Source organism: Candidatus Acididesulfobacter guangdongensis, from assembly GCA_004195045.1.
Classification (GTDB): Bacteria; SZUA-79; SZUA-79; order Acidulodesulfobacterales; family Acidulodesulfobacteraceae; genus Acididesulfobacter; species Acididesulfobacter guangdongensis.
The window spans coordinates 552,486-575,814 of record SGBC01000001.1 but is presented as its reverse complement, the minus strand read 5'-3'; the positions used below and the strand labels follow the sequence as shown (position 1 = coordinate 575,814).

Sequence of the window (23,329 nt, the reverse complement as noted above, 5' to 3'; positions counted from 1 at the left end):
AACTGTAGTTCGAAATTAACTTATTAATAACTATTCACCAATGAAAGAATTAGTAATTACATGGCAGGGGCTGCTGTTTGAAGCGGCGGCTTTTTTAATTTTTACTTACCTGATAAATATTTTTTTATTTAAGCCGATAAAAGCTATAATTGAAAAAAGACGGGAAATGCTTGATTCAAATATCGGCAAACAGAAAGATTATGAGACGTCGGTAGAAAATATTCTGAAAAATATTGAAGACGAAAAAAAAGAATATAAATTATTTCTTAATCAGATAAGGGAAGATTATCATAAAGATGCAACAAATAAAGCAAACGAAATGCTTGAAGCAGCAAAAAAAGAGGCATTAGAAACTTTTGATAAAAAAATAGAAGAAATAAAAAAATCCAGAGATTCAATTTATGATTCAATTAAAGCTGAATCGTCTGCAATATCAAAATTAATAGTTAATAAAATAATAGATTGATTTAACAACACAATAATTATGGAATTATTCTGGCGTATATTTGATACTCTTATCCTTGTCGCAGGTCTGGCTTATATACTCGTTAAATATATAGCTCCTTTTTTTGATAAAAGAAAGGCAGATATTATAGAAGCGCTGAATAAAGCTGAGGAATCTGAAAAACGGGCACAGGCGCTTTTGGATGATGCAAAAAAACAGCTTGAAGATGTTAAAAAAGAAATGGATGCGCTTAAGGAAAAAGCTAAATCAGAAGCTGCAATAGAAAAAGAGAGAATAATTGAAGAAACAAAGAAGACTGCCGCTAAAATATACGAAAGATATGAAGTTTTGGCGCAGACTGAATTAGACAGGCAAAAGCGGGAACTGTACGAAGAAGCAATAAGTATGTCAATAGAATTAGCCCAAAAAATTATACTTGACGAATTGACGCCGGAACTGCAGGAAAAAATAAATAAAAAACTGATTGAAAATATAGGTGAAGCAATTGTCTAATAACAGCATAGTTTTAAAAAGATATGCAAATGCGCTTATAGGGGTGTCTTTTGAAAAGAAGGATATTGACGATACCTACTCCGAGTTCAAAAAAATGATAGACTATTACAACGATAAAAACAATTCTGATTTTAAAGAATATATCGGACTGCCGTTTATTGACAAAAAAGAAAGAATTGATACCATAAACATTTTAAGCGAATATTTATCGTTAAATAAAACTTTAACGGAGTTTCTTTCTTTATTAGTAGAAAACGAAAGGATTAATAACATAAATAATATATTTGAAGAATTTGTAAAAATAAAAGATGAAAAAAACGGATTAGTCAAGATGACTGTTATTTCAGGAAAGAAACTCAGCAGCAGCGAATTAAAAATGGTGCAGGAAAAAATTGAAAATAAATTAAACAAAAAAATAATCTTGGAAGAGATTACAGAACCGGATGCAATAGGCGGATTTTTAATAAAAATTAACGGAAAAATATTTGACGGAAGTATAATGACACAAATTAAAAATATAGCGACATTTTTAAAACAAGGAGCTTTTGTATATGGGAATTAAAGCCTCGGAAATAACGGATATTATTAAAAAAAGAATAGAAACATATAAGAAAAGCATAGATACTAGTGAAGTAGGGATTGTTTTATCGGTCGGCGACGGGGTTGCAAAAATATACGGTCTAAATAATGTTATGTCCGGCGAAATGTTGGAGTTCACTCCTGACATTTTCGGATACGTTCTGGATCTCGAAGAAGATAACGTCGGCGTTGCAATTCTCGGGGAAGATTATAGAGTTAAAGAGGGAGACGTAGTTAAAAGGACCGGCAATATCGCTCAGGCTCCCGTCGGAAAAGAAATTATAGGCAGGGTGCTTGACGGTTTAGGCAGACCCATTGACGGAAAAGGACCGCTTAATGCTACGGCGTATTCGCCGATTGAGAGAAAAGCCGTCGGCATAGTAGAAAGAAAAAAAGTTAACGAACCTATGTATACGGGGCTTAAGGTCATAGATGCTCTTATTCCTATCGGACGCGGTCAGAGAGAGCTTATTATCGGAGACAGACAGACAGGCAAAACCGCAATTGCCATTGATACAATTATAAATCAGAAAAATTCAGGGATTTATTGCATATATGTTGCTATAGGACAAAAACAGTCCAGCGTGTCCGTTATTTACGACAAGTTGTTTCAGGAAGGAGCAATGGAATACACGACAATAATTGCGGCAAATGCGAGCGATCCTGCAACCCTTCAATATTTTGCTCCATATACAGGAGCAACTATGGGAGAATATTTTAGAGACAATAAGATGCATTGCCTTATTGTCTACGATGACCTCTCAAAACACGCTGTGGCTTACAGGCAGCTTTCTCTGCTTCTGAGAAGACCGCCGGGAAGAGAAGCGTATCCAGGAGATGTTTTTTATCTGCATTCCAGACTGTTAGAAAGGGCGGCAAAATTAAACGACGAACTGGGAGGCGGGTCATTAACCGCACTGCCGATCATAGAAACTCAGGCGGGGGATGTGTCGGCTTATATTCCGACAAACGTTATTTCAATTACTGACGGTCAGATATTCTTAGAAACCGATCTGTTTTATGCAGGTATTAGACCGGCTGTTAATGCCGGTATGTCAGTATCAAGAGTCGGAGGCGATGCGCAAATTAAGGCAATGAAACAGGTTGCCGGCGGCTTAAGATTATCGCTTGCTCAGTATAGAGAACTGGCTGCGTTTGTGCAATTTGGCGCCGACCTTGATAAAATAACTCAAGATATGATAGCGAACGGTATTATGATGTCCGAGCTCTTAAAACAGGAGCAGTATAAACCTATGCCTGTTGAAAAGGAAGTTATTATATTATTCGCCGCAAACAACGGATATTGCAAAGGGTATAAAACCTCTTCGCTGCGGAAATACGAACAGGAGCTGCTTTCGTATATAGAAAATAATAATTCTGATATATTAGAAGGAATCAGAGAAAAAAAACAGATCGACGACGATATAAAGCAAAAACTTATTTCTGCGTTAGATAAATTTAAGCCGCTTTTTGCTGAAGATTAATTAATTATATAAAAATAAAAATATATGGCAAATTTAAAAGCTATAAAAAGAAAAATAGCAAGCGTTAAAAATACCAGGCAGATAACAAAAGCCATGAAAATGGTTGCAGGCGCAAAATTGAAAAAAGCGCAGCTTGCTATGAATGAATTTAAGCCGTATGCGACAGCTTACGAACAGGTTATCGTTAATATGACAAATAATATATTGCTTAGAAATAGTTCGTTTTTTCAAATCAGAGAAAAAATTAGCAATGTGGGTTTTATTGTTATAACTTCGGACAGAGGGCTATGCGGCGCATTTAACGTTAATATATTTAAAGAAGTCTTAGATAGCATAAAAAAAAGAAACCTCGGAAATAACGATATAAATTTATATATTGCGGGTAAAAAAGGCGCTGATTTTTTTAAAAGACACGGTTACCAAATTAATTTTAAGTCCGGTACTTCCGTTAAAAAAGAAGAAAGCAGTATAGCAGAAGAATTATCTAAAGTTGTTACCGATGATTTTATAAACGGAAAAATAGATGAATTGTATATTATTTCAAGCAGATATTTTTCTCCTATAAATCAGAAACCTGACTGTAAAAAGATATTTCCTTTTGAGAAGACGAGGGAAAATGTAAATGCCGAAGATTATGTAATTGAGCCCGATTCAAACGACGAGGAAGTTTTAAGCAAAATATTTAATGATTATGTAAAAGTGGAAATAGATATAAGATTGTTTGAATCTAATGCCGGCGAACAGGCATCCAGAATGAACGCTATGGATAATGCTACCAGAAATGCAGGAAAATTGATTAATAAATTAACTCTTTCATATAATAAAGCCAGACAGACTGCTGTTACGCTTGAAATATTAGATTTAGTGAACGGAGCTAACGCGCTTAAATAATTCCTTGGAGGATTGTAGATGAATGAAGGCATACTCATACAGGTAAAAGGACCTGTAGTAGATGTAAAATTTGAAAATAAAAAATTACCTGCTATTTATAATGCGCTAAAACTTACCAATCCGCATATAAATGATACCGAATATAACCTTGTGCTTGAAGTATCTCAGCATTTAGGCGAAGATACCGTAAGATGTATAGCGCTTGATTCTACCGACGGTCTGGTTAGAGGTATGAAAGTCGTTGATACAGGTACTAATATAACCGTTCCTGTCGGAAAACCGGTATTAGGCAGAATTTTTAACGTTATAGGAGAGCCGGTAGATAAGTTGGGTCCGGTGCAAACATCAGCCAGACTCCCGATTCACAGACCTGCACCGGCGTTTGAGGAGCAGGCGACATCATTTGAAATTTATGAGACAGGCATAAAAGTTCTTGATCTTCTTGAACCGTATATAAAAGGCGGCAAAGCCGGTTTATTCGGCGGCGCAGGCGTAGGAAAAACAGTTTTGGTTATGGAACTGATTCACAATATTGCAATTGAACACGGCGGCTATTCAGTATTTGCAGGTGTCGGTGAAAGGACTAGAGAAGGAACCGACTTGTGGACTGAAATGAAGGAGTCTAAAGTTTTAGACAAAGCGATATTGGTTTACGGACAGATGAACGAACCGCCGGGAGCAAGAGCCAGAGTTGCGCTTTCAGCTCTCACTATGGCAGAATACTTCAGGGATGAGGAAAAACAGGATGTTTTATTATTTATAGATAATATTTTCAGATTTGCCCAGGCAAATTCCGAAGTCAGTTCTATTTTAGGCAGAATTCCTTCGGCAGTTGGATATCAGCCTACACTAGCTACGGATATGGGGGAACTTGAAGAAAGAATAACGAGTACAAAAAAAGGTTCCATAACTTCCGTTCAGGCGGTTTACGTTCCAGCGGACGATTTAACTGATCCGGCTCCTGCTACGACATTTGCGCATCTTGATGCAACGACTGTTTTATCTAGGCAGATAGCAGATTTAGGAATATATCCTGCCGTTGATCCTTTGGATTCAACATCAAGAGCGTTAGATAAAAATATCATCGGCGAAGAGCATTATAACGTGGCAAGAAAAGTGCAGTCAGTATTGCAGAAATATAAAGAACTTCAGGATATTATAGCTATTTTAGGTATTGACGAATTGTCGGAAGACGATAAAATAATAGTAGCAAGGGCAAGAAAAATTCAGAGATTTTTATCTCAGCCGTTTTTTGTAGCCGAAGTTTTTACAGGAGCTCCCGGAAGATATGTGCCTCTTAAGGAAACCATAAGGGGTTTTAAAGAATTGGTAGAAGGTAAATATGACGATGTGCCGGAACAGGCGTTTTATATGGTAGGCACAATGGATGAAGCTATGGAAAAGGCTAAAAATTTAAAAAAATAGATATTCTGGAATAATAACAGCCTTAATGTTTTAATATCCGAATGTCATTATGCTAGATTAAGTTATTAAAGTTATTAAGTAGTAAAGCAAAAAACATATTTATTAATTCAGTAAGAAATGCATTGAATAGCTAAATCAAATCAAATTTAAAAATAATTAAATTAATTTGTAAAAAAATAATATGCCGTTAAAATTAAAAGTTGTAAACACGAAAAAGATTTTAATTGAAAGCAATGATGTAGATTACTGCGAAATTCCTGCTAAATGCGGTATAGAGGGTATTTTACCAGGGCATATTAATTTTATTTCATTTTTAAATGAAGGCAAAATAAAATATAAAACAAAAGATGAGCATAATGAAATAGACGCTAAAGAAGGTTTTGTGGAATTTAGCGATGATACGATAAGCATATTATTAAAAGGGTAATTAATATGCTTGATATAAAACTGATAAGGGAACAAAAAGATTTCGTAAAAGAAGAGATTGAAAAGCTTTTTATTGATGCTCCGATAGACGAGATTTACGAACTTGACGAAATAAAAAGAAATAAATTATTTATTGTTGAAAATTTAAGGAATAAGAGAAAAACACTATCTTCTGAAATTGCAAAAGAAAAAGATGCATCTGTTATTCAATCAAAAAAAGAAGATGTCAAAGAAATAAATTTACGGATAAAAGAAGAAGAAGATTTGCTGAGAGACATAGAGCAAAAGTTTAATAATCTTATGCTTGAAGTTCCTAACCTGCCCGACCCTGAAGTACCTATAGGCAAAGATGATTCGGAAAACATTCCTGTATCATATTTCAACGAGAAAAAGACATTTGATTTTAAAGTAAAAACTCACTATGAAATTGGAGAGGCTAAGGGATTTATAGATTTTAACCGCGGCGTAAAAATATCAGGGACAAGATTTTATATTCTAAGGAATTCTTTTGCTAAACTGCAAAGGGCGGTTATTAATTTTATGCTTAATACTCATACCTGCGAACACGGGTACGAAGAGGTCTATTCTCCGTTTATGGTTAACAAGGAATGTCTAATCGGCACGGGACAGCTGCCGAAGTTTGCCGATAATCTATATATGGACACCGATTCTGATATGTGGTTTGTGCCTACGGCTGAAGTTCCGGTCACCAATATGTATAGAAACGAGGTGCTGAATGCCTGCGACTTGCCGATACGCCACGCTGCATACACCGCCTGTTTCAGAAAAGAGAAAATGTCGGCGGGCAAAGATTCTCGGGGCATTAAAAGAGGACATCAGTTTGATAAAGTTGAACTTGTTAAGATTGTAAAACCGGAAGATGCGAAGGAAGAGCTTTTTAAGCTTATTGCAGACGCTCAGGATATTTTAAACCGTTTGGATTTGCCCCACAGATTAGTCAAAATATGCACAGGAGATTTAAGTTTTTCCGCAGCGGAAAAATACGACATTGAAGTTTATGCTCCTGGTATAAACGAATGGCTGGAAGTAAGTTCCTGCTCTAATTTTAACACTTTTCAGGCAAGGCGTGCAAATATAAAATTTAAACGTGAAAACGATTCTAAACCTGAGTTTGCAGCTACGTTAAACGGTTCAGGACTTGCTTTGCCAAGGGTTATGATAGCTATAATAGAAAATTATCAGACAATAGACGGAAACGTGAGAATCCCAGAGGCTTTAAAATCATATTTCGGTTCCGAGGAAATTATTTAGACACTCGCCGCTTTTTGAAACTCCAAAATATATGCATAGATATTTGTATAGATATATGTATTGAAAAGATATACGCGCTGATAAAGAACTTTTGAAAAAACCTCCAAGGTAATTAGACTATATAGCATCCGACGAAGCAATTAATCCTTTCATTTAAATCAAAATATAATATAATATAATAATTTGCACAGCTATAATATAAAAAGTTATAGCGGGTTTAATAAAAAATAATATTATAAAATTATTAATTTATTAGTTAAATATATTATGCAGCATTATAAAAAATTTTTGAGTTCGGTTGTTTTAATATTATTGTCTGTATATTCTTTTATTTCACTCCTTTCGTACAATGTATATCAGATATCTTCAAACTCATATTCGATAGCGGTAAAACGCAGCGTAAACTTAGGGGGTGAATTCGGCTCTTTTATTTCAATGTGGATGCTGCAAATTTTCGGTTACGGATATTTTTTACTGATATTAATCTGTTTTATTATCGGAATTATTTTAATAATAACTAAAAAGGATTATAAATTTTATTCAGGACTGGCATTATTTTATCTCAATTCATTAATATTTCTGAACTTGATATACGCTGATTCGCTATATCATAAATTTAGCATATCAGGCGGCGGGTTAATAGGGGAAGAATTATTAAATTCCGGAGAAAGATTGCTTGGTGAAATAGGCGTAATATTAGTTATTTTGTTTGTTTATGTAATAGCTTTTTTATTGTTATTTGATAATTATGATTTAAAAAAATTATATGCAGCAGTTATAAATTATAAAAATCAATTGCAGTCAAAGATATACGCTATATTAAAAATTAAATCTAAAGGGCTTGAAAATGAAAATATTGCAGTAAATGATAATAAATTTCCGATTAGAAAGTCTTTTCAAAATAATTTAAAAGGGAGATTGTATAACATATTTGATAATGTAATGACAAAACTAAAAATCAAAAAAAAATTGAAAACTATAAATAAAAATAACGATAATAATAATTATAGCGACGATTTAAAATATAGCGGTGAATTCGAATTAAGCACTAAAAATAATAAGGGTAATAATCTATGGTATGATTCTAATTTAAAAAATACTTATGATGATGAAAAAAAATATGGGCGACCAGACGATGAAACAGTGGAACGATTTAAAGATATCGATAAAACAGAAACAGATGAAGATAATTATCAAACTAAGAAATATATATTAAAACATGAAGAAAACATTGATATTAAGGAAGACGGAGCAAATTATAAAATCGATAACAATAAAAATATAGAAAGCCGGATTGACAAGAGAGCGGATGAAACAAAATCCGAAAATGCTGACGGTAATTTACCGGATGCTGCAGCAGATAAAGAATTTGAAATTCCGCTGCCGTCTATTTTGCCCATTAGAGTTCTTGACGAAAAACAAAAAATAGATAAAATTGAATTGACGCAAAATGCAAAAATAATAGAAAAAAAATTATCAGATCTGGGAATTAAAGGACGCATCACCGGAATTGAACCCGGTCCGATTATTACAATGTATGAATTTGAGCCGGAAAGCGGTGTAAAAGTAGGTAAAATTCAGACAGTTTCAGAAGATTTAACCATGGCTTTGAAATCAAAATCCGTAAGGATAACCGGTGTTATTCAGGGAAAGTCGGCGGTAGGCATTGAAGTGCCTAATAGAAAGAGGGAAACGGTTTATTTTTCCGAATTAATTAATTCCGCCGAATTTAAAAATTCAAAGTCGCTTTTAACTATTGTGCTTGGTAAAGGACCAAAAGGAAATAACGCGGTTTTTGATCTTGCAAAGTGCCCGCATCTGCTTGTAGCAGGTTCGACCGGTTCCGGCAAAAGCGTTTTTTTAAACACACTGATTACAAGCATATTATTTAAGGCAACGTATGAAGAAGTTAATTTTTTGATGATAGACCCTAAAAGATTGGAATTAACTTTTTATGAAGGACTGCCGCATCTTGTTACCGATGTAGTCTGCGATCCTAAAAAAGCGGCGGCGGCGTTGAGCTGGGCTGTAAAAGAAATGGAAGACAGATATAAAATGATGCAGGAGGCAAAAGTCAGAAATATTGAACAGTATAACGTATATTTGAAACAAAATCATAAACAGATACTGCCTTTCTTAGTTATTATAATAGATGAGTTAAGCGATCTTATGCTTGTCAGTCCGAAAGACGTTGAAACTTCTATCATGAGATTGTCTCAGATGGCAAGAGCCTGCGGGATACATTTGGTTATAGCGACGCAGCGCCCCTCCGTTAATGTTATTACAGGAGTAATAAAAGCTAATATGCCTTCAAGATTGGCATTTCTGGTGTCTTCCAAGATAGATTCAAGGACCATTTTAGATTCAAACGGTGCGGAAGAGCTGCTGGGCAACGGGGATATGCTTTTCCTCCCCCCCGGGCAGGGGAAACTGTTGAGGATTCATGGTGCATATATAAGCGAAGAAGAAATCCAGAATGTCATAAATTCGATTGTCAGCAGACATTTGCCGTCACAAAAAAAAGAACTGTTAATAAATGAGTTTGAAAAATCTAATAATTTTGATAGAATTACAGAAAATACCCAGGATGAAAATTTGCATGAAGAATTGTTAGATTTAATTAATGAGCGAAATATGGAATATGTTTCGATTTCGTTTGTTCAGAGAAACTTCAGAATCGGGTTTAACAGGGCTGCAAGGCTTATTGAAAGACTGCAGAGCGAAGGAATTTTAAATAATAAAGGGAGAATAATTAAGTGAAGAGATTATCGCCGTATTTTAATTTGTGTTTGCTAATCTTATCGGTTTCGGTTGTTGCTTTAATTTTAATAATGTCAAATATTAAAAAGACTTATGCAATAGGAAATAATATCGTCATAAAGAAAATTGAATTAAAATATTCTAATATAAATTCTATTACCGCAGACTTTATTCAGAAAGAAATTTTAAGGGGATATTCCCAATCTATAGATTCAAAGGGTATTTTTTTCTACAAAAAACCGGATAAATTGGCATGGATATATACATCGCCCCACAAACAGAAAGAACTGTATTTCAATAAAAAATTATACGCGGTTAACGGCAGACTCAAGCAGGTACTTGTTTATAACATAAATAGCAACATTGGAGGTTTTCCGCTTGATGTTATCTCATTGCTCGCGAATATGAGAAAATACTTTAAAATAGTTAATATAATCGACAATCGTAAAACTGATTCATGGAAAATCGAACTGCGTCCTTTGAAATTTCAGCGTGCCAGATTAATTTATATAAATTTTGCAAAAAGCAGCTATAAAATCAATTCTATTTTAATTGTCACAATGCAGGGCAGGATAGAAACCTATTATTTAAATGAAAGATTTAATAAAAACATAAAAAACAGTATATTCAGCGACCAATTTCCAGCATCTTATAACATAATCTATGAAAAGGAGTAAACTATGTCTTCTTTCGATATTGTTTCAAAAGCGGATCTTCAAGAGGTTGACAATGCTATAAATCAAACCTCAAAAGAAATATTAAGCCGTTACGATTTCAAAGGCTCAAAAAGCGAAATAAAAAGAGAAGAGAATATTGTTAAAATATTAGCAGATGACGATTTTAAACTTGAAGCGGTTATAGATATATTTAAAGGACGGCTTATAAAAAGAGGATTGTCAATTAAATATCTGGACTTTAAAAAGAAAGAAGACGCTTCCAAAGGAATGGTCAGACAGGAAGTAGAAATTAAAGAAGGCATAGATAAAGAGCCCTCTAAGCTTATAATTCAAGAAATCAAAAAAATATCTCCAAAAACTACTATTGAAAATTTAAAAGACCATCTGAGGGTTAGTTCAAAATCTAAAGACGAGCTGCAGAAAATTATTTCAGACTTGAAAAATTTTGAAATAAATATAGAATTATCTTTTGTAAATTTTAGAGAATAGCTTAAATTTTAATCATAATTTTGTTAATTGATTAAATGTTGGGCAAAAATTACATAATTAGCGGATGTTTTATACAAATTTATGCATATATAACTGGCATATTTTTTGCTTTAATCTTAAGGAGGCAATATGAAAAAAATAGAAGCTATTTTTAAGCCTTTTAAATTAGACGATGTGAAGGACGCACTGAATAAATTAGGCGTAAAAGGGATGACCGTAAGCGAGGTCAAAGGCTATGGACGGCAGAAAGGGCATACTGAACTTTACAGAGGAGCGGAATATGTCGTAGATTTTTTACCTAAAATAAAAATTGAAATAGTCGCAGGCGATGATATGATATCTTCAATTGTAGAAGCTATAATGTCGGCAGCCAAAACGGGAAGGATCGGCGACGGAAAAATATTTATATTGCCTGTTGAAGAGATTATAAGGATAAGGACAGGCGAAAAAGGCGAAGAAGCTATATAAAATAAATATAAAAAAATGTAAAGAAATAAAATGCAAATGTAAATATAAATGTAACTGAAGCAGCGCTGTCTAATTTAAAAATTAATAAAAATAATTATTTTCGGAGGCAACATGAATGAAAATGAAGTAATGCAATTTATTAAAGAAAACGAAGTTCAGATGGTCGATGTAAAATTTTGCGATTTATTTGGCACATGGCAGCATTTTGTCGTGCCGATCAGCGAAGTATCCGAAGATTCTTTTCAGGAAGGATTTGGTTTCGACGGTTCAAGCATAAGAGGATGGCAGTCTATTGAAGCATCGGATATGCTTGTTATTCCTGACCCTAAAACAGCATTTTTAGACCCTTTTATGGAAGCTAAAACACTGTCTATTGCGTGCAATATTAAAGACCCGATGACCGGAAAATTTTATGATAAGGACCCGCGTTATATAGCGCAGAAAGCAGAAAAGTATCTGAAATCCACCGGTATAGCAGATACCGCATATTTTGGTCCGGAAGCCGAATTTTTTATATTTGACGATATAAGATATGACCAGACCTCAAATTCAGGATATTATTTTATTGATTCAGAGGAAGGCATATGGAACAGCGGTAAAGACGAAATGCCTAATCTTGGACATAAACCGCGCCATAAAGAAGGCTATTTTCCGGTTTCTCCGATTGATACTCAGAGCGATATCAGGAACGAAATGGTTCTGGAACTTCAGAATGCAGGCATAAGAATTGAAGCGGCGCATCATGAAGTTGCAACCGGAGGACAGGCAGAAATAGACATGAGATTTGCCCCTCTTACTTTAATGGGTGATTATTTCATGATGTACAAGTATATAGTAAAAAATGTTGCCAAAAGATACGACAAAACGGTAACATTTATGCCGAAACCTCTTTTTGGCGATAACGGTTCCGGTATGCATATTCATCAAAGCCTCTGGAAAAATGGCAAACCGCTCTTTGCAGGCACAGGTTATGCCGGTTTATCTGAAATGGCGCTCCATTATATCGGCGGAATTTTAAAACATGCAAAAGCCCTTTGCGCAATTACTAATGCAACGACAAATTCATATAAAAGATTAGTTCCCGGTTTTGAAGCGCCTGTTAATTTTGTTTATTCCTCCAGAAACAGAAGCGCATCTGTAAGAATACCTATGTATTCAAACAATCCTAACGCAAAAAGAATAGAATACAGAACGCCGGATCCTTCCGCAAACGGTTATCTTGCATTTTCGGCATTGCTCTTAGCCGGTCTTGACGGAATAATAAATAAGATTGACCCAGGAAAACCTGTTGACAAAGATTTATTTACATTAACTAAAAAAGAATTAAAGTCTATTCCTGTAGCCCCAGGTTCGCTCGAAGAGGCACTTGAAAATCTTGAAAAAGACCATAAATTCTTACTTCAGGGAGATGTATTTACGGAAGATTTTGTTCAAACATGGATTGATTACAAAATGGAGCATGATGTAAATCCTGTACGCATGACGCCGGTTCCGTACGAATTTCATCTATATTATGATATCTAATATAATATAAAATTATGGACAGGTGCTGTTTTTGTTTAAAATATATTAGCAATTATAAATTGTGAACAGACTCTATTTTTATTTCGCTATAATATTTAAGTTAGGGACAGTTATCATTTGAAAAAATGGTGCCTGTCCCTAATTTATTATGCACAGCATAAGATAAATATTATTTATTTGCAATTTTGGTAGATTAAAAATTATAATAATAAATATTGTGTATATTTACTATTAAAAAATAGTGATAATAACAATAACAAATTATATAATAGCTAAAAAACTAAACAGGAGGATTTATCATGAAAAAAATTAAGATAGGAATAGACGGCATGTCATGCCAACATTGTGTAGCGAACGTTGACAAGGCGATTACTAAGGTAAAAGGAGTAATAGAAGTCAATACGTCGCTGTCACAAAAAAACAGCACAATTACAGCTCTTGACGACATAAACATTGACGATATAAAGAAAAATATAGAAAACGCCGGCTATACTCCCTTAAATTATGAAATTTCCGACAGCAGCAAATAGTGGATAATAGCTTTAAGCAAATTTCATCAATTTTATGAATATAGAGTTTGTTGTTTTAAAGAACATTCTGCAAATCCAGGTTTAATGCAAATTTTGCAAGATTTTCTATTAAGTTTAGCTGCTAAAGTTAAAACTTGCTCTGTTATTTTGCCATTCTACCATCCATTGAGGATATAACTTGTTTGGCGCGGTTGTTTTTGACAGTTCCTCTGTTTCTTCATTTGTAAGCTGCACATTTATTGATTTAATATTGTCTTCAAGCTGCGGCATCTTATTTGCACCTATAATCACAGATGTTACGCCTTTTTGATGTAAAAGCCAGCTTATAGCTATTTGCGGTATTGAAACATTTTTCTTTGCAGAAATTTTTCGCAATACTTCAATTGTTTCATAACCTCTTTCGTCAACAGGGGGAAAGTTGAATTCGCTTCTTCTGGCGCCTGCAGGTTTTGGATTCTCTTTTGTGTACTTTCCTGTTAAAAATCCTCCGGAAAGCGGCGACCATGGAAGCACTCCAAGCCCTTCTTCGTTGCATAGCGGTAAAAGCTCATGCTCTAAATCTCTTCCCGCAAGAGAATAATATGCCTGAAGAGACACAAAAGTGTGGTAATTGTTGGCTTCGGCAAGATAAAGAGCTTTCATAATATGGCGGGCGGTCCAGTTCGAAACCCCGAGATATAATACCTTACCCTGTTTTACTAAATAGTCTAAAGCTTCTAATGCTTCTTCGATCGGAGAAGACAAATCCCAGCCGTGAACCTGATAAAGGTCAATATAATCAACCTTTAACCGTTTTAAACTGTTATTGCACGCTTCTATAATATGTTTTCTTGAAAGCCCGACATTGTTAACATCTCCTTTCCCGCTCATAGCTTCTTCGCTCAAAGGCGACCTTACTTTTGTTGCTATGACGTATTTTTCCCGCGGAATATCAAGCTGTTTCAAGGCGTTTCCGGTTATTTCTTCAGATTGCCCATAAGAATAGACATCGGCTGTATCAAAAAAATTTATTCCGTTTTCATAAGCGTATCTAACCATTTTATTGGCATCTTCCTGTCCGACTGCCCCTATATTTCTGAAATTAAACCCGAATGTCATAGCGCCGAAGCAAAGCCGTGATACCTTAAGACCTGTTTTGCCGAGATTAGCATATTGCATATTAATTACCTCCGTTATAAAATAAAATTAAATTTTAGTTCCATTCTTCTTATTTTCTATAACTGTAAAGACCTTATGTAATTTTTTAATATCTCGAAGCAGCCCCTTAATATTTCTTTATCATGTTTTGATTTAGAAAGCATTATGCACCCCTCGATGCCTGCTATTATGAAATTGCTGATATTGGCAGTATCTGCATCAAGACTTATGATTTTAGATTCTTTAGCTTTAATTAATGTTTTTTCAATCTGCGCATGCCACAAAAAAATAACTTCGTCGGTTAACTTAGCAAGAGATAAATCTTTTGTTGACAATTCAAGTATAAGATTGCCTAAGGGGCAGCCTGTTTGCGAAAATTCTTCGGCTTTTCTCTTATAAAGTTTTTCAATAACGGCTATAATATTTTCTAAAGGATTTTCTCCGCCGCCGTACATTTCATCCCACGTATGACGCCAAAGTTCGTAATAAGCCGGTTTTATAGCTTCTTCTATTACAGCTGCAGCGGCTTCTTTTTTAGAATCAAAGTAATGGTAAAAAAGACCTTTAGTTGCGTATATACTGTCGGTAATATCCTGAATAGAAGTGCCTTCATAACCTTTTGACAACATAAGTTCAAAAGCGGCATCTATTATTTCCTTTCGTTTAATTTCCGTTTTATTCATCATTATCTGATTCATCTTATACATTACAAGTACATTATACGAAGACTCTGCCCGTAAGAGCAGGGTGATTGGCTCATCATTATCATCCATATAAATTAATCGTCAATCGTCCGCAAGAAATAAACTTATATTTCCCAAGCTGAAACATTTAATCATAATATCTGATAGCATCATTTAATTTTACTCTTGATGTTTCAATATTATTAATTATACTATCTTTTTTATAAAAGCCTATGGAAATTCCAAGGAGAAATTTTTTGCTTTCTGACAATTTAAGCGTTTTTCTTAAAACATCAGGATATCTTACGAGATAAGCCTGTGGACAGGCGCCAAGTCCTGCAGCGTGAGCGCATAACAGTATATTTTGTATAAATATTCCGCAATCAAGAATTGACCAGTTTGTGAGTCTTTCATCCATATATATAAAAATTGCAGTTTGAGAACCGAAAAATAAATAATTTGACAGTACCGTTTCCAACCTTTTAGCGGTATCATCCCTGCCTATACAGAGTGCCTCGTACCGGTGTTTACCGGATTCAAACATATTTTTTGCCTGAAGTTCAGGCCAGCATTCGGGGAAAGGAAAGTCCGGACAGCCGGGGTCGTCTTTGGATGCCCGTTCATATATTTCTTTCTTAATAATATCGCTGGTTTTGCCGGTAGAAACTGCAATTTCCCAAGGTTGTGAATTTGCCCATGACGGAGCTCTCAAGGATGCCGATAAAATCTTGTCTATTGTTTCCTTAGGTATCGCTCTGTCTTCAAAATCTCTTTTAGATGAACGAGTGAGTATTGCTTCAAACAGTTCCATGATAAGTTATCCTCATTTGAATTTGCATTTGCATTTATTTTGTATATTTATTGCATTTATATTTTCATATTTTATATTTTGTACGTAAAATATAAATAAATTTATAAAATTTATATGGCCTTATAAGACTTTTATATATTAAACGTTGCAGCAATATAAGTAATTAAATGATAGTTATATAAAATATATTATTATATAGCTATAATTAATGATAACTATAGATTATGCTTTAATAATTTAGATACTAATCGGTTAGTATTTAAATTAATTATATTACTTACAAAAAATAAGTCAAGCAAATTTTGAAATTTCTTTTTGAAATTTTTCGTTTTATATAAAAGAGTTCAGATTTAGTTTAGGATTTTAATAATTACTAAAATAATATAGCATGTTATATAGTTTAAATATATAGTGCGTATTCCGTTTTAATCGAACACTAAAATCAGCAATTAATCCATTCTTATTTTTTATATAATTATAATAACGTTAAGTTTGAGTCAATAAAAATAAAAATATTTATCATTATATAACGCCTATAAACTCGGCGACAACCCTGAAATCAGTTTCCTGCATGTTTTCTAATATTATCGGTTCAAATTCCTTGTTGTCAGGGGATAAGGTAATCCGTTTATGCCGCCATGTTCCGTCCTCGAAATATTCTTTCTCGCTATGATAACGTTTTACCGTAAATTTCTGGTTTGTGTCTCTGTCGGCAACTTGTTTTGATTCTACCAGAACGACGGTTTCATTTCGGGAACCTCCCTTGTCTAACCTAAATATGCAATAACTGCCGTCGGGTATAGTAGGCTCCATAGATTTGCCGACCACTTTGGCTATAAACATATCTTTATTGAGTTTCCTGCCCGCAACCGTAGCAATCATCCAACCCGAATTTTCTACATATTCTTCCCTTCCAAACGCCGTGGCAGCAGCTTCTAAGGAATATATAGGAAGAAAAGAGACGAATTTTTCGGATTCAGAAATATCGATGTCTGAAACTATTTTTAAAGAATGGCCATTCGATGTTTGCATAATAGATTTTTCTAACTTACATTCATCCCTCCTTTCATTTATTTTCATCCGTTTTTCAGCAAACCCCATATAAACCATATCCAATAATATATTCGCCAGTTCCTCCCTTTTGTATTCATTATTTAGAATCTGTTTGGCCATTTCGTTATAATTTTCCAAACCGTCGGTTACAGCGCTATTCATTGCATCTTTAAAATCAGGGCTGGACGCAAATTGTTCCTTAGTGTTGGCCTCGGCCTGCAATGAGAGTATTTCGTTTTCCATCATTTTGCCTCTTATATGCTGAGCGTAGGATAATTTATCTGCATCGGACAAATCACCTTCAAATAAATCATTTATTCTGACGATTATCTCAGACAGAAATGCCTGTTCCGGATCATGGGGCTTGGCAGTTCCTATGCCTGTAAGGGGTTTGAGCTTACCGTCGTCGTTAGTCCCGTCAAGCTTGATATCGCGCTTACCTTTGTCTATCAAGTTGTAATGCGTTAACTTAACGGAAGATAAATCTATAGGTTCGTTAAGATTTTCCTCTTTAATAAGCGGCAGCAGGTGTTTGTAAAAAATAGACCGCTTTTCAAGGTCGGTATCTCTGTAATCGATTATCTGGGATAGGAAGTCGTAGGCGCTTATAAATGCCCTTAAATCTTTTCTAAAAATTTCTAAGGCGTCGAGGCCCTTTTTGTCTTTCGATTCCAAAGCTGCTTTCCAAATATTACGAAACCGGTCAACCGCAGGGGCGATGCGCGCCTGCATATCTTTTTGGCTTTCTTTGTAATATGCGGCGACGAAGCCGTCTATCTCGGATTGAGTATATATCCTATGGGAATCCAGCTTTGCCTGCATGTCGTGGATGATGTTAGGATCTGAAACGCCAGCAAGCTCAGCTTTGTCGTAATAAGGCAGGAACGATATTCTTATCTCTTCAGGATCATTCACGAAATCCAGGATAAACGTCTGGTCTTTGCCGGGGAACGTCCTGTCAAGCCGAGATAAGGTCTGCACGGCATTTATGCCGGCAAGTTTTTTATCGACGTACATTGCGGTAAGTTTGGGCTGGTCGAAACCCGTCTGGTACTTGTTTGCGACCAGGAGTATGGAAAACTCGTCCGTATCGAAAGCATCACGCAAATCCCGTTCGCGCAATCCTGGGTTCATATTAAACTCCGAAAACGAATCCGGACTGATTCCCTGATCCGCTACTTCGCCTGAAAAAGCAACGAGAGTTCCGATTTCGTAGCCTTTATCGCGTATGTATTTATCTATAGCCAGCTTATAGCGAACCGCTTCCTTGCGCGAAGAGGTTACTACCATAGCCTTGGCTTCACCGTTAAGCCGCCATTCGACGTTTGCACGAAAATGCTCTACTATAATCTGCACCTTTTGAGAAATGTTATATGGATGGAGGCGGACCCACCTCATTAGCGACTTCATGGCCTTGCTCTCGTCCAATGTCTCTTCGTCGTAATCCTGCCCGTTATGTGCAAGTTTAAATGCTAATTTGTACGCGGTGTAGTTTTTTAATACGTCAAGAATAAAACCCTCCTCTATAGCCTGCCTCATGGAATAAATGTGAAAGGCATCCGGCTTATTGGTTTCCGACGAAGGAAGGTTGGGGTCTGGACGCCTTCCGAATAGCTCCATCGTTTTGTGTTTGGGCGTGGCGGTAAAAGCAAAGTAGCTGACGTTGGAAGATTGAGGCCTTGCCGCCATTTCGGCGGCAAGAAGGTCGTCCGCCGATATTTCTTCACCTTCTTCTATCTGCTCCGCCGTTAAAACCTGTTTTAATGCTTTTGCCATAGAACCTGCCTGGGAAGAATGGGCTTCATCAGCTATGACTGCGAACTTTCTTCCTTTAAGAGACGTTTCTTTTCGAATTGCCTCCAAAACGAAATGGAAAGTCTGTATAGTAACTACGATTATCGGTATGCCGTCTTTCAAGGCTTTTGCAAGCTGGGCTGATTTTACCCCTTCTTTAATCCGGCATACTACTCCTTCTTTATGTTCAAACTGGTATATAGCGTCCTGCAGCTGGCTGTCTAATATATTTCTGTCCGTAATAACTATCACCGAATGAAAAACGCGCTCGTCTTTTCCGTCTGCTAATGAATGAAGACTCGAAAGCTGATGGGAAAGCCATGAAATGGAGTTGGTCTTGCCGGAACCGGCAGAATGCTGCACAAGATATTTCGCTCCCGCTTTTTCCTCTCTTGCGGCGGCAATAAGTCGCGTTACGACGTCCCACTGGTGAAAGCGCGGAAAGATTAATTTCTCTAAAGACGACTTCTTGCCTGAGGCGTCCTTTTTATCCTCCCGCCCAAGATGGACGAATCTGCCTAAAATATCAAGCCAGGCGTCCTTTTGCCAGATTCGCTCCCATAGGTAGGACGTGCGGTAGCCGTTTGGGTTTGCCGGATTACCGGCGCCTCCGTTATCGCCTAAGTTAAATGGAAGAAATTTCGTATCCTTGCCGTTAAGCATAGTCGTCATATAAACCTCGTCGGAAGACGCCGCAAAATGGACCAGCGTCCTTCGCTTAAACGCAAGAAGCGGTTCTTCCCTCTTAGTATTCGGGTCTTTAGGCATACGGTCGTATTTGTATTGGTGGATTGCTTCATGAACGGACTGCGTGAAATCAGTCTTCAACTCTGCCGTTGCGACCGGAATGCCGTTCACGAAAAACACGAGATCTATGGAATTCTCGTTTGAGGTACTGTAATGCACCTGGCGCATAACGCGGCATCTTACCTGTTCGTATTTAAAGGTAGTCTCGGGGTTCATTGTCTGCGCCGGACGAAACTGGCACATCTGTATCCGACCGCTTGAAACATTCTTGAAACCACCGCGCAGCACGGCAAGACTTCCTTCGTTATCCAGTACCTGAGCCAGGCGTTTACGAAAGGTATTATTAGTATCCCCGTTATGCGTCTGTCGAAGTTTATCCCACAGTTCCGGCTGAGTTTGGGACACCCACGAAAAAACATCTTCGGGATACAGGGCCAGTTCCCGGTTATATCCATCGTCGTTGGGGGAATAAAGCCAGCCGTTAGCGGCAAGGTGTTCGCATATATCCGATTCTAAATGTATTTCATGATGTGGATTGCTCATGCACCTGCCTCCCTTACGTCGATTTTACCGGTTACCGCCGCGGAAATCAGCGCCTTGCGGCGTTCCCGCAATAGTTTTATGGAACGGTGTGATTTTTCGATAAGGGTATCTATTTTGGTGGTTTCACGGTCGATATAGGAAACAATACCCAGTTGTTCTGAGGTAGCCGGAAGATATATCGACATATTATAAAAAAAATCTTTTTGAAGATGCCTCAGTCCAATTCCGCTAAACCCTAAATCGTCAATTGTTTTTATATTTGAAAATATTAAATAATAAAGAAATTTTATGATAATATTTTTTTGTCTTTTTAAAACTAAGCAATCATTTGAAGCAGAAAATTTTCCATTAATATAATGAATACTAGCAGAACCACCGTTTCCCATAATTAGACACTCATCTTCAAAAATTGCAAAATCAATAAATTTATTTTGTTCCCTGCTTGATGTAAAGAAAGGGTATAAACCTTCTTCTTTGCCTTCGGAAGCGGGCAATCCTGATTTTCCCATAATTAAAACATTATGTTTTATCTTATCGAGCTTCCATTTCTTTGGAATTTCTCCAATCCACTCTACACCGGAATCTTTCATCTTTGCGTTAGGGTCAAGCCCTTTTGTTACTGCATGAGAAATAAGAGCCTTACGCCTTTCCAGAAGAAGCTCAATTAGCCGTTCCTGCTTAGTTATGAGAGTATCTATTTTCGCGGTTTCGCGGTCGAGGAATGCAGCAATGGATTTTTGTTCCGGAATAGACGGTACTGGAAACACGAAATTCTCAAAAACGTTTTGATACAAGTGTTGTATCGTTGACCCAAGACTGGACAAGTCGCAAAATACTGCGAATACATCTGAACCAAGTACCCAGTAAAAATACTCTGTGATATAGGAGTTCTTTGGGCGAACCAGAAAAATCCCACTGTTCAAGCAAGCCGGTTCATCTAAATCTTCGACCAACGCCAGTTTTCCAATTGTTCCATCTTTTGTAATCAACAAATCACCATTGCGTAATTGTATAAAAGGGTCATCATTGTAGCGAGCCTGCTCAACATAGTGACACTTGTTCCAATCAATATACTTCGATAAAAAATCAGTCCCAGTGACTAAATACGCGTAACCGTCTTCCTGATACTCTTCCGATGTCAGCCCCTTCCAACCGACGCGACCTTTCAGGTACGTCGTGTACTTTACTATCTTCACATCCCAATGCTCTGGCACTTCTCCAATCCACTCTACACCGGAATCTTTGTATTTAGGATATGGCTTCCATTTCATTCCGTTATCTCCTTAAGTATGACCATAATTTCTTCGCTTACGGCCTTTAAGTCGGCGTCGATTTCTTCAAGCGGTCTTGGCGAGACATATTTGTAAAAATACCGGTTAAAAGGTATTTCGTATCCTACCTTAGTTTTATCATGGTCAATCCATGCGTCAGGCACATGAGGAAGAACCTCGCGCTCGAAGTAAGTCTGAATATCCTCTTTAAGAGGAACGTTTTCGGTATCTCTGAGGCCGGTATCTGGCAGCGGTTTACCTTTCTGCGGACCTTTAGTGCCTAGAACAACCTTGTCATTCTCATCTTTTAAAGGCCGTTCCACGGTAATAGTCCTGTAGCCAAATTCTTCGTTGTCTAAAATCTTGCAATATTCGTTTTCTTCAAATGAGCCGTGAAGTTTCACTATCCGCTCAATGTCTTCGGGGCCAAGCTCCTTGCGCTTGGAACCTAACGATTTGCGCATTTTCCGGAAGAATTCTGCGCCGTTTATAAGCTGGAGTTTACCTTTGCGTTCCTTAGTTTTTTTGTTAGTAAGAAGCCATATATAAGTAGCAATTCCAGTATTGTAAAACATGTCCGTCGGCAGGGCCACAATGGCCTCAAGCCAGTCGTTTTCTATGATCCATTTGCGGATTTCTGATTCGCCTGAACCTGCTCCTCCGGTAAACAGAGGCGAGCCGTTCAAAACGATTCCAATCCTGGAGCCGCCCTTGTCCAAAGGCCGCATCTTGGATATAAGATGCATAAGGAAAAGAAGACTTCCGTCGGAAATCCTGGGCAGTCCTGGGCCGAATCGTCCCGCATAGCCCTTTTGTTCATGTTCCTTCCGAACTGATTTCTCTACCTTTTTCCATTCAACCCCGAACGGAGGATTTGAAAGCATATAGTCGAACTTTTCTCCTGTGAGTCCATCGTCGGATAGAGTGTTGCCGAATATGATATTAGATACTTCCTGTCCTTTTATTAGCATATCCGCTTTGCATATAGCGTAGGATTCCGGATTGAGTTCCTGTCCGTACATGGTAACAGAAGCTTGAGGATTTCGGGCAGTAATGCGTTCTCCCGCTATGGTAAGCATGCCGCCGGTGCCGGCGGCAGGGTCGTAAATGGTCCTTACTGTTCCAGGTACGGACAAGGCATCGTCGTCTAACGTTAAAAGCAAATCTGCCATAAGCCGGATGACTTCTCTGGGGGTATAGTGCTCCCCGGCGGTTTCGTTGGATAACTCGGCAAACCGACGTATTAGTTCCTCGAATACCATGCCCATATCGGAATTTGATACCGCGGATGGATGTAAGTCCGCCGCCGCAAATTTCTGCGCAACCATGAATAGTAATTTAGACTCGTCAAGCTTTTCGATATGGTTGAAAAATTCATAACGCTCGAAAATGTCACGGGCGTTTCCCGAAAAATCAGAAATATAATTTATTAGATTGGATTTTACGTTATTGGGGGTCCGCGATAACTTCCGATAAGCTTAAAAAGCGTGAGGTATTATAAAAGGAATGTCGTCCGGCTTTTTTCTCAAGAAATATGTCCAAATTAACGCCTAAGCCTTTTTTTGCTTCAAGTTCTGCCAATACGGCAGGCTTAGTAGGTTCAAGCACACAATCAAGGCGGCGCAAAAGGGTAAAAGGAAGGATTATTTTTCCGTAATCAGACTGTTTATAATCCCCCCTAAGAAGGTCGGCCACTGACCACAGAAAAGAAGCAATTTCGTTAAAGTTGGACATATGTCACCCCTATTTTTGTTTATGTTCGGTTGTTGATTATCGTTTATGGATTTATATTTGCCACCAACAATAC

At 36.8% G+C, this 23,329-nt stretch carries 19 protein-coding genes and 1 pseudogene; 14 read left to right on the top strand and 6 right to left on the bottom strand.

Features of this window, described 5'->3' with window-relative positions; genetic code table 11:
- The first annotated feature begins 40 nt into the window (after positions 1 to 40).
- The 14 genes from EVJ46_02720 to EVJ46_02655 all read left to right on the top strand — a co-directional run bounded on the left by EVJ46_02720 (position 41) and on the right by EVJ46_02655 (position 13,483).
- Positions 41 to 466, top strand: a complete 426-nt coding sequence (locus EVJ46_02720) for a hypothetical protein (protein RZD17159.1) — start codon at positions 41 to 43, stop codon at positions 464 to 466.
- Positions 467 to 484: 18 nt separating this feature from the next.
- Positions 485 to 958, top strand: a complete 474-nt coding sequence (locus EVJ46_02715) for a hypothetical protein (protein RZD17158.1) — start codon at positions 485 to 487, stop codon at positions 956 to 958.
- Positions 942 to 1,520: an ATP synthase F1 subunit delta gene (gene atpH / locus EVJ46_02710; protein ID RZD17157.1), complete on the top strand. Its 579-nt coding sequence runs from the start codon at positions 942 to 944 to the stop codon at positions 1,518 to 1,520. The genes EVJ46_02715 and atpH overlap by 17 nt, the downstream gene beginning before the upstream one ends.
- Positions 1,510 to 3,021 (top strand): F0F1 ATP synthase subunit alpha, encoded by a 1,512-nt coding sequence (locus tag EVJ46_02705; protein RZD17156.1) that lies wholly within the window; start codon positions 1,510 to 1,512, stop codon positions 3,019 to 3,021. The genes atpH and EVJ46_02705 overlap by 11 nt, the downstream gene beginning before the upstream one ends.
- A gap of 24 nt (positions 3,022 to 3,045) precedes the next feature.
- Positions 3,046 to 3,912 (top strand): ATP synthase F1 subunit gamma, encoded by an 867-nt coding sequence (gene atpG / locus EVJ46_02700; GenBank protein ID RZD17155.1) that lies wholly within the window; start codon positions 3,046 to 3,048, stop codon positions 3,910 to 3,912.
- A gap of 18 nt (positions 3,913 to 3,930) precedes the next feature.
- Positions 3,931 to 5,337, top strand: coding sequence for a F0F1 ATP synthase subunit beta (gene atpD, locus EVJ46_02695; protein ID RZD17154.1), 1,407 nt, complete (start codon positions 3,931 to 3,933; stop codon positions 5,335 to 5,337).
- 181 nt (positions 5,338 to 5,518) lie between these two features.
- Entirely contained in the window at positions 5,519 to 5,764 is a 246-nt protein-coding gene (locus EVJ46_02690) for a hypothetical protein (GenBank protein ID RZD17153.1), read from the top strand.
- A gap of 5 nt (positions 5,765 to 5,769) precedes the next feature.
- A complete protein-coding gene (locus tag EVJ46_02685; protein ID RZD17152.1) occupies positions 5,770 to 7,035 on the top strand; it encodes a serine--tRNA ligase in 1,266 nt (421 codons plus the stop codon).
- Between the two features lie 267 nt (positions 7,036 to 7,302).
- Positions 7,303 to 9,795, top strand: coding sequence for a DNA translocase FtsK (locus EVJ46_02680; GenBank protein ID RZD17151.1), 2,493 nt, complete (start codon positions 7,303 to 7,305; stop codon positions 9,793 to 9,795).
- The gene (locus EVJ46_02675; GenBank protein RZD17150.1) at positions 9,792 to 10,472 is read left to right on the top strand and encodes an outer membrane lipoprotein carrier protein LolA; all 681 of its coding nucleotides are present in this window, start codon (positions 9,792 to 9,794) and stop codon (positions 10,470 to 10,472) included. Before EVJ46_02680 ends, EVJ46_02675 begins: the two co-directional genes overlap by 4 nt.
- A gap of 3 nt (positions 10,473 to 10,475) precedes the next feature.
- Positions 10,476 to 10,961 carry a YajQ family cyclic di-GMP-binding protein gene (locus tag EVJ46_02670; GenBank protein RZD17149.1) on the top strand — a complete coding sequence of 162 codons (486 nt, stop codon included), beginning with the start codon at positions 10,476 to 10,478 and terminating at the stop codon, positions 10,959 to 10,961.
- Between the two features lie 129 nt (positions 10,962 to 11,090).
- Positions 11,091 to 11,429: a P-II family nitrogen regulator gene (locus EVJ46_02665; protein ID RZD17148.1), complete on the top strand. Its 339-nt coding sequence runs from the start codon at positions 11,091 to 11,093 to the stop codon at positions 11,427 to 11,429.
- A 111-nt stretch (positions 11,430 to 11,540) separates the two neighbouring features.
- On the top strand, positions 11,541 to 12,953 hold the full coding sequence (glnA, locus tag EVJ46_02660) for a type I glutamate--ammonia ligase (GenBank protein RZD17147.1): 1,413 nt from the start codon (positions 11,541 to 11,543) through the stop codon (positions 12,951 to 12,953).
- A 299-nt stretch (positions 12,954 to 13,252) separates the two neighbouring features.
- Entirely contained in the window at positions 13,253 to 13,483 is a 231-nt protein-coding gene (locus EVJ46_02655; GenBank protein RZD17146.1) for a heavy-metal-associated domain-containing protein, read from the top strand.
- Between the two features lie 114 nt (positions 13,484 to 13,597).
- Here EVJ46_02655 and EVJ46_02650 read toward each other — a convergent pair whose 3' ends face one another.
- The 6 genes and pseudogenes from EVJ46_02650 to EVJ46_02625 all read right to left on the bottom strand — a co-directional run bounded on the left by EVJ46_02650 (position 13,598) and on the right by EVJ46_02625 (position 23,256).
- Positions 13,598 to 14,641, bottom strand: coding sequence for an aldo/keto reductase (locus EVJ46_02650; GenBank protein RZD17145.1), 1,044 nt, complete (start codon positions 14,639 to 14,641; stop codon positions 13,598 to 13,600).
- A 56-nt stretch (positions 14,642 to 14,697) separates the two neighbouring features.
- The gene (locus EVJ46_02645) at positions 14,698 to 15,393 is read right to left on the bottom strand and encodes a TetR/AcrR family transcriptional regulator (GenBank protein ID RZD17144.1); all 696 of its coding nucleotides are present in this window, start codon (positions 15,391 to 15,393) and stop codon (positions 14,698 to 14,700) included.
- 58 nt (positions 15,394 to 15,451) lie between these two features.
- The gene (locus EVJ46_02640; protein RZD17143.1) at positions 15,452 to 16,114 is read right to left on the bottom strand and encodes a hypothetical protein; all 663 of its coding nucleotides are present in this window, start codon (positions 16,112 to 16,114) and stop codon (positions 15,452 to 15,454) included.
- 522 nt (positions 16,115 to 16,636) lie between these two features.
- Positions 16,637 to 20,251, bottom strand: a complete 3,615-nt coding sequence (locus EVJ46_02635; protein RZD17142.1) for a DEAD/DEAH box helicase — start codon at positions 20,249 to 20,251, stop codon at positions 16,637 to 16,639.
- Positions 20,248 to 21,522, bottom strand: a complete 1,275-nt coding sequence (locus tag EVJ46_02630; GenBank protein RZD17141.1) for a restriction endonuclease subunit S — start codon at positions 21,520 to 21,522, stop codon at positions 20,248 to 20,250. The genes EVJ46_02635 and EVJ46_02630 overlap by 4 nt, the downstream gene beginning before the upstream one ends.
- A pseudogene (locus tag EVJ46_02625) lies at positions 21,519 to 23,256 on the bottom strand (SAM-dependent DNA methyltransferase). The gene EVJ46_02630 and the pseudogene EVJ46_02625 overlap by 4 nt, the downstream one beginning before the upstream one ends.
- Positions 23,257 to 23,329: the final 73 nt, after the last annotated feature.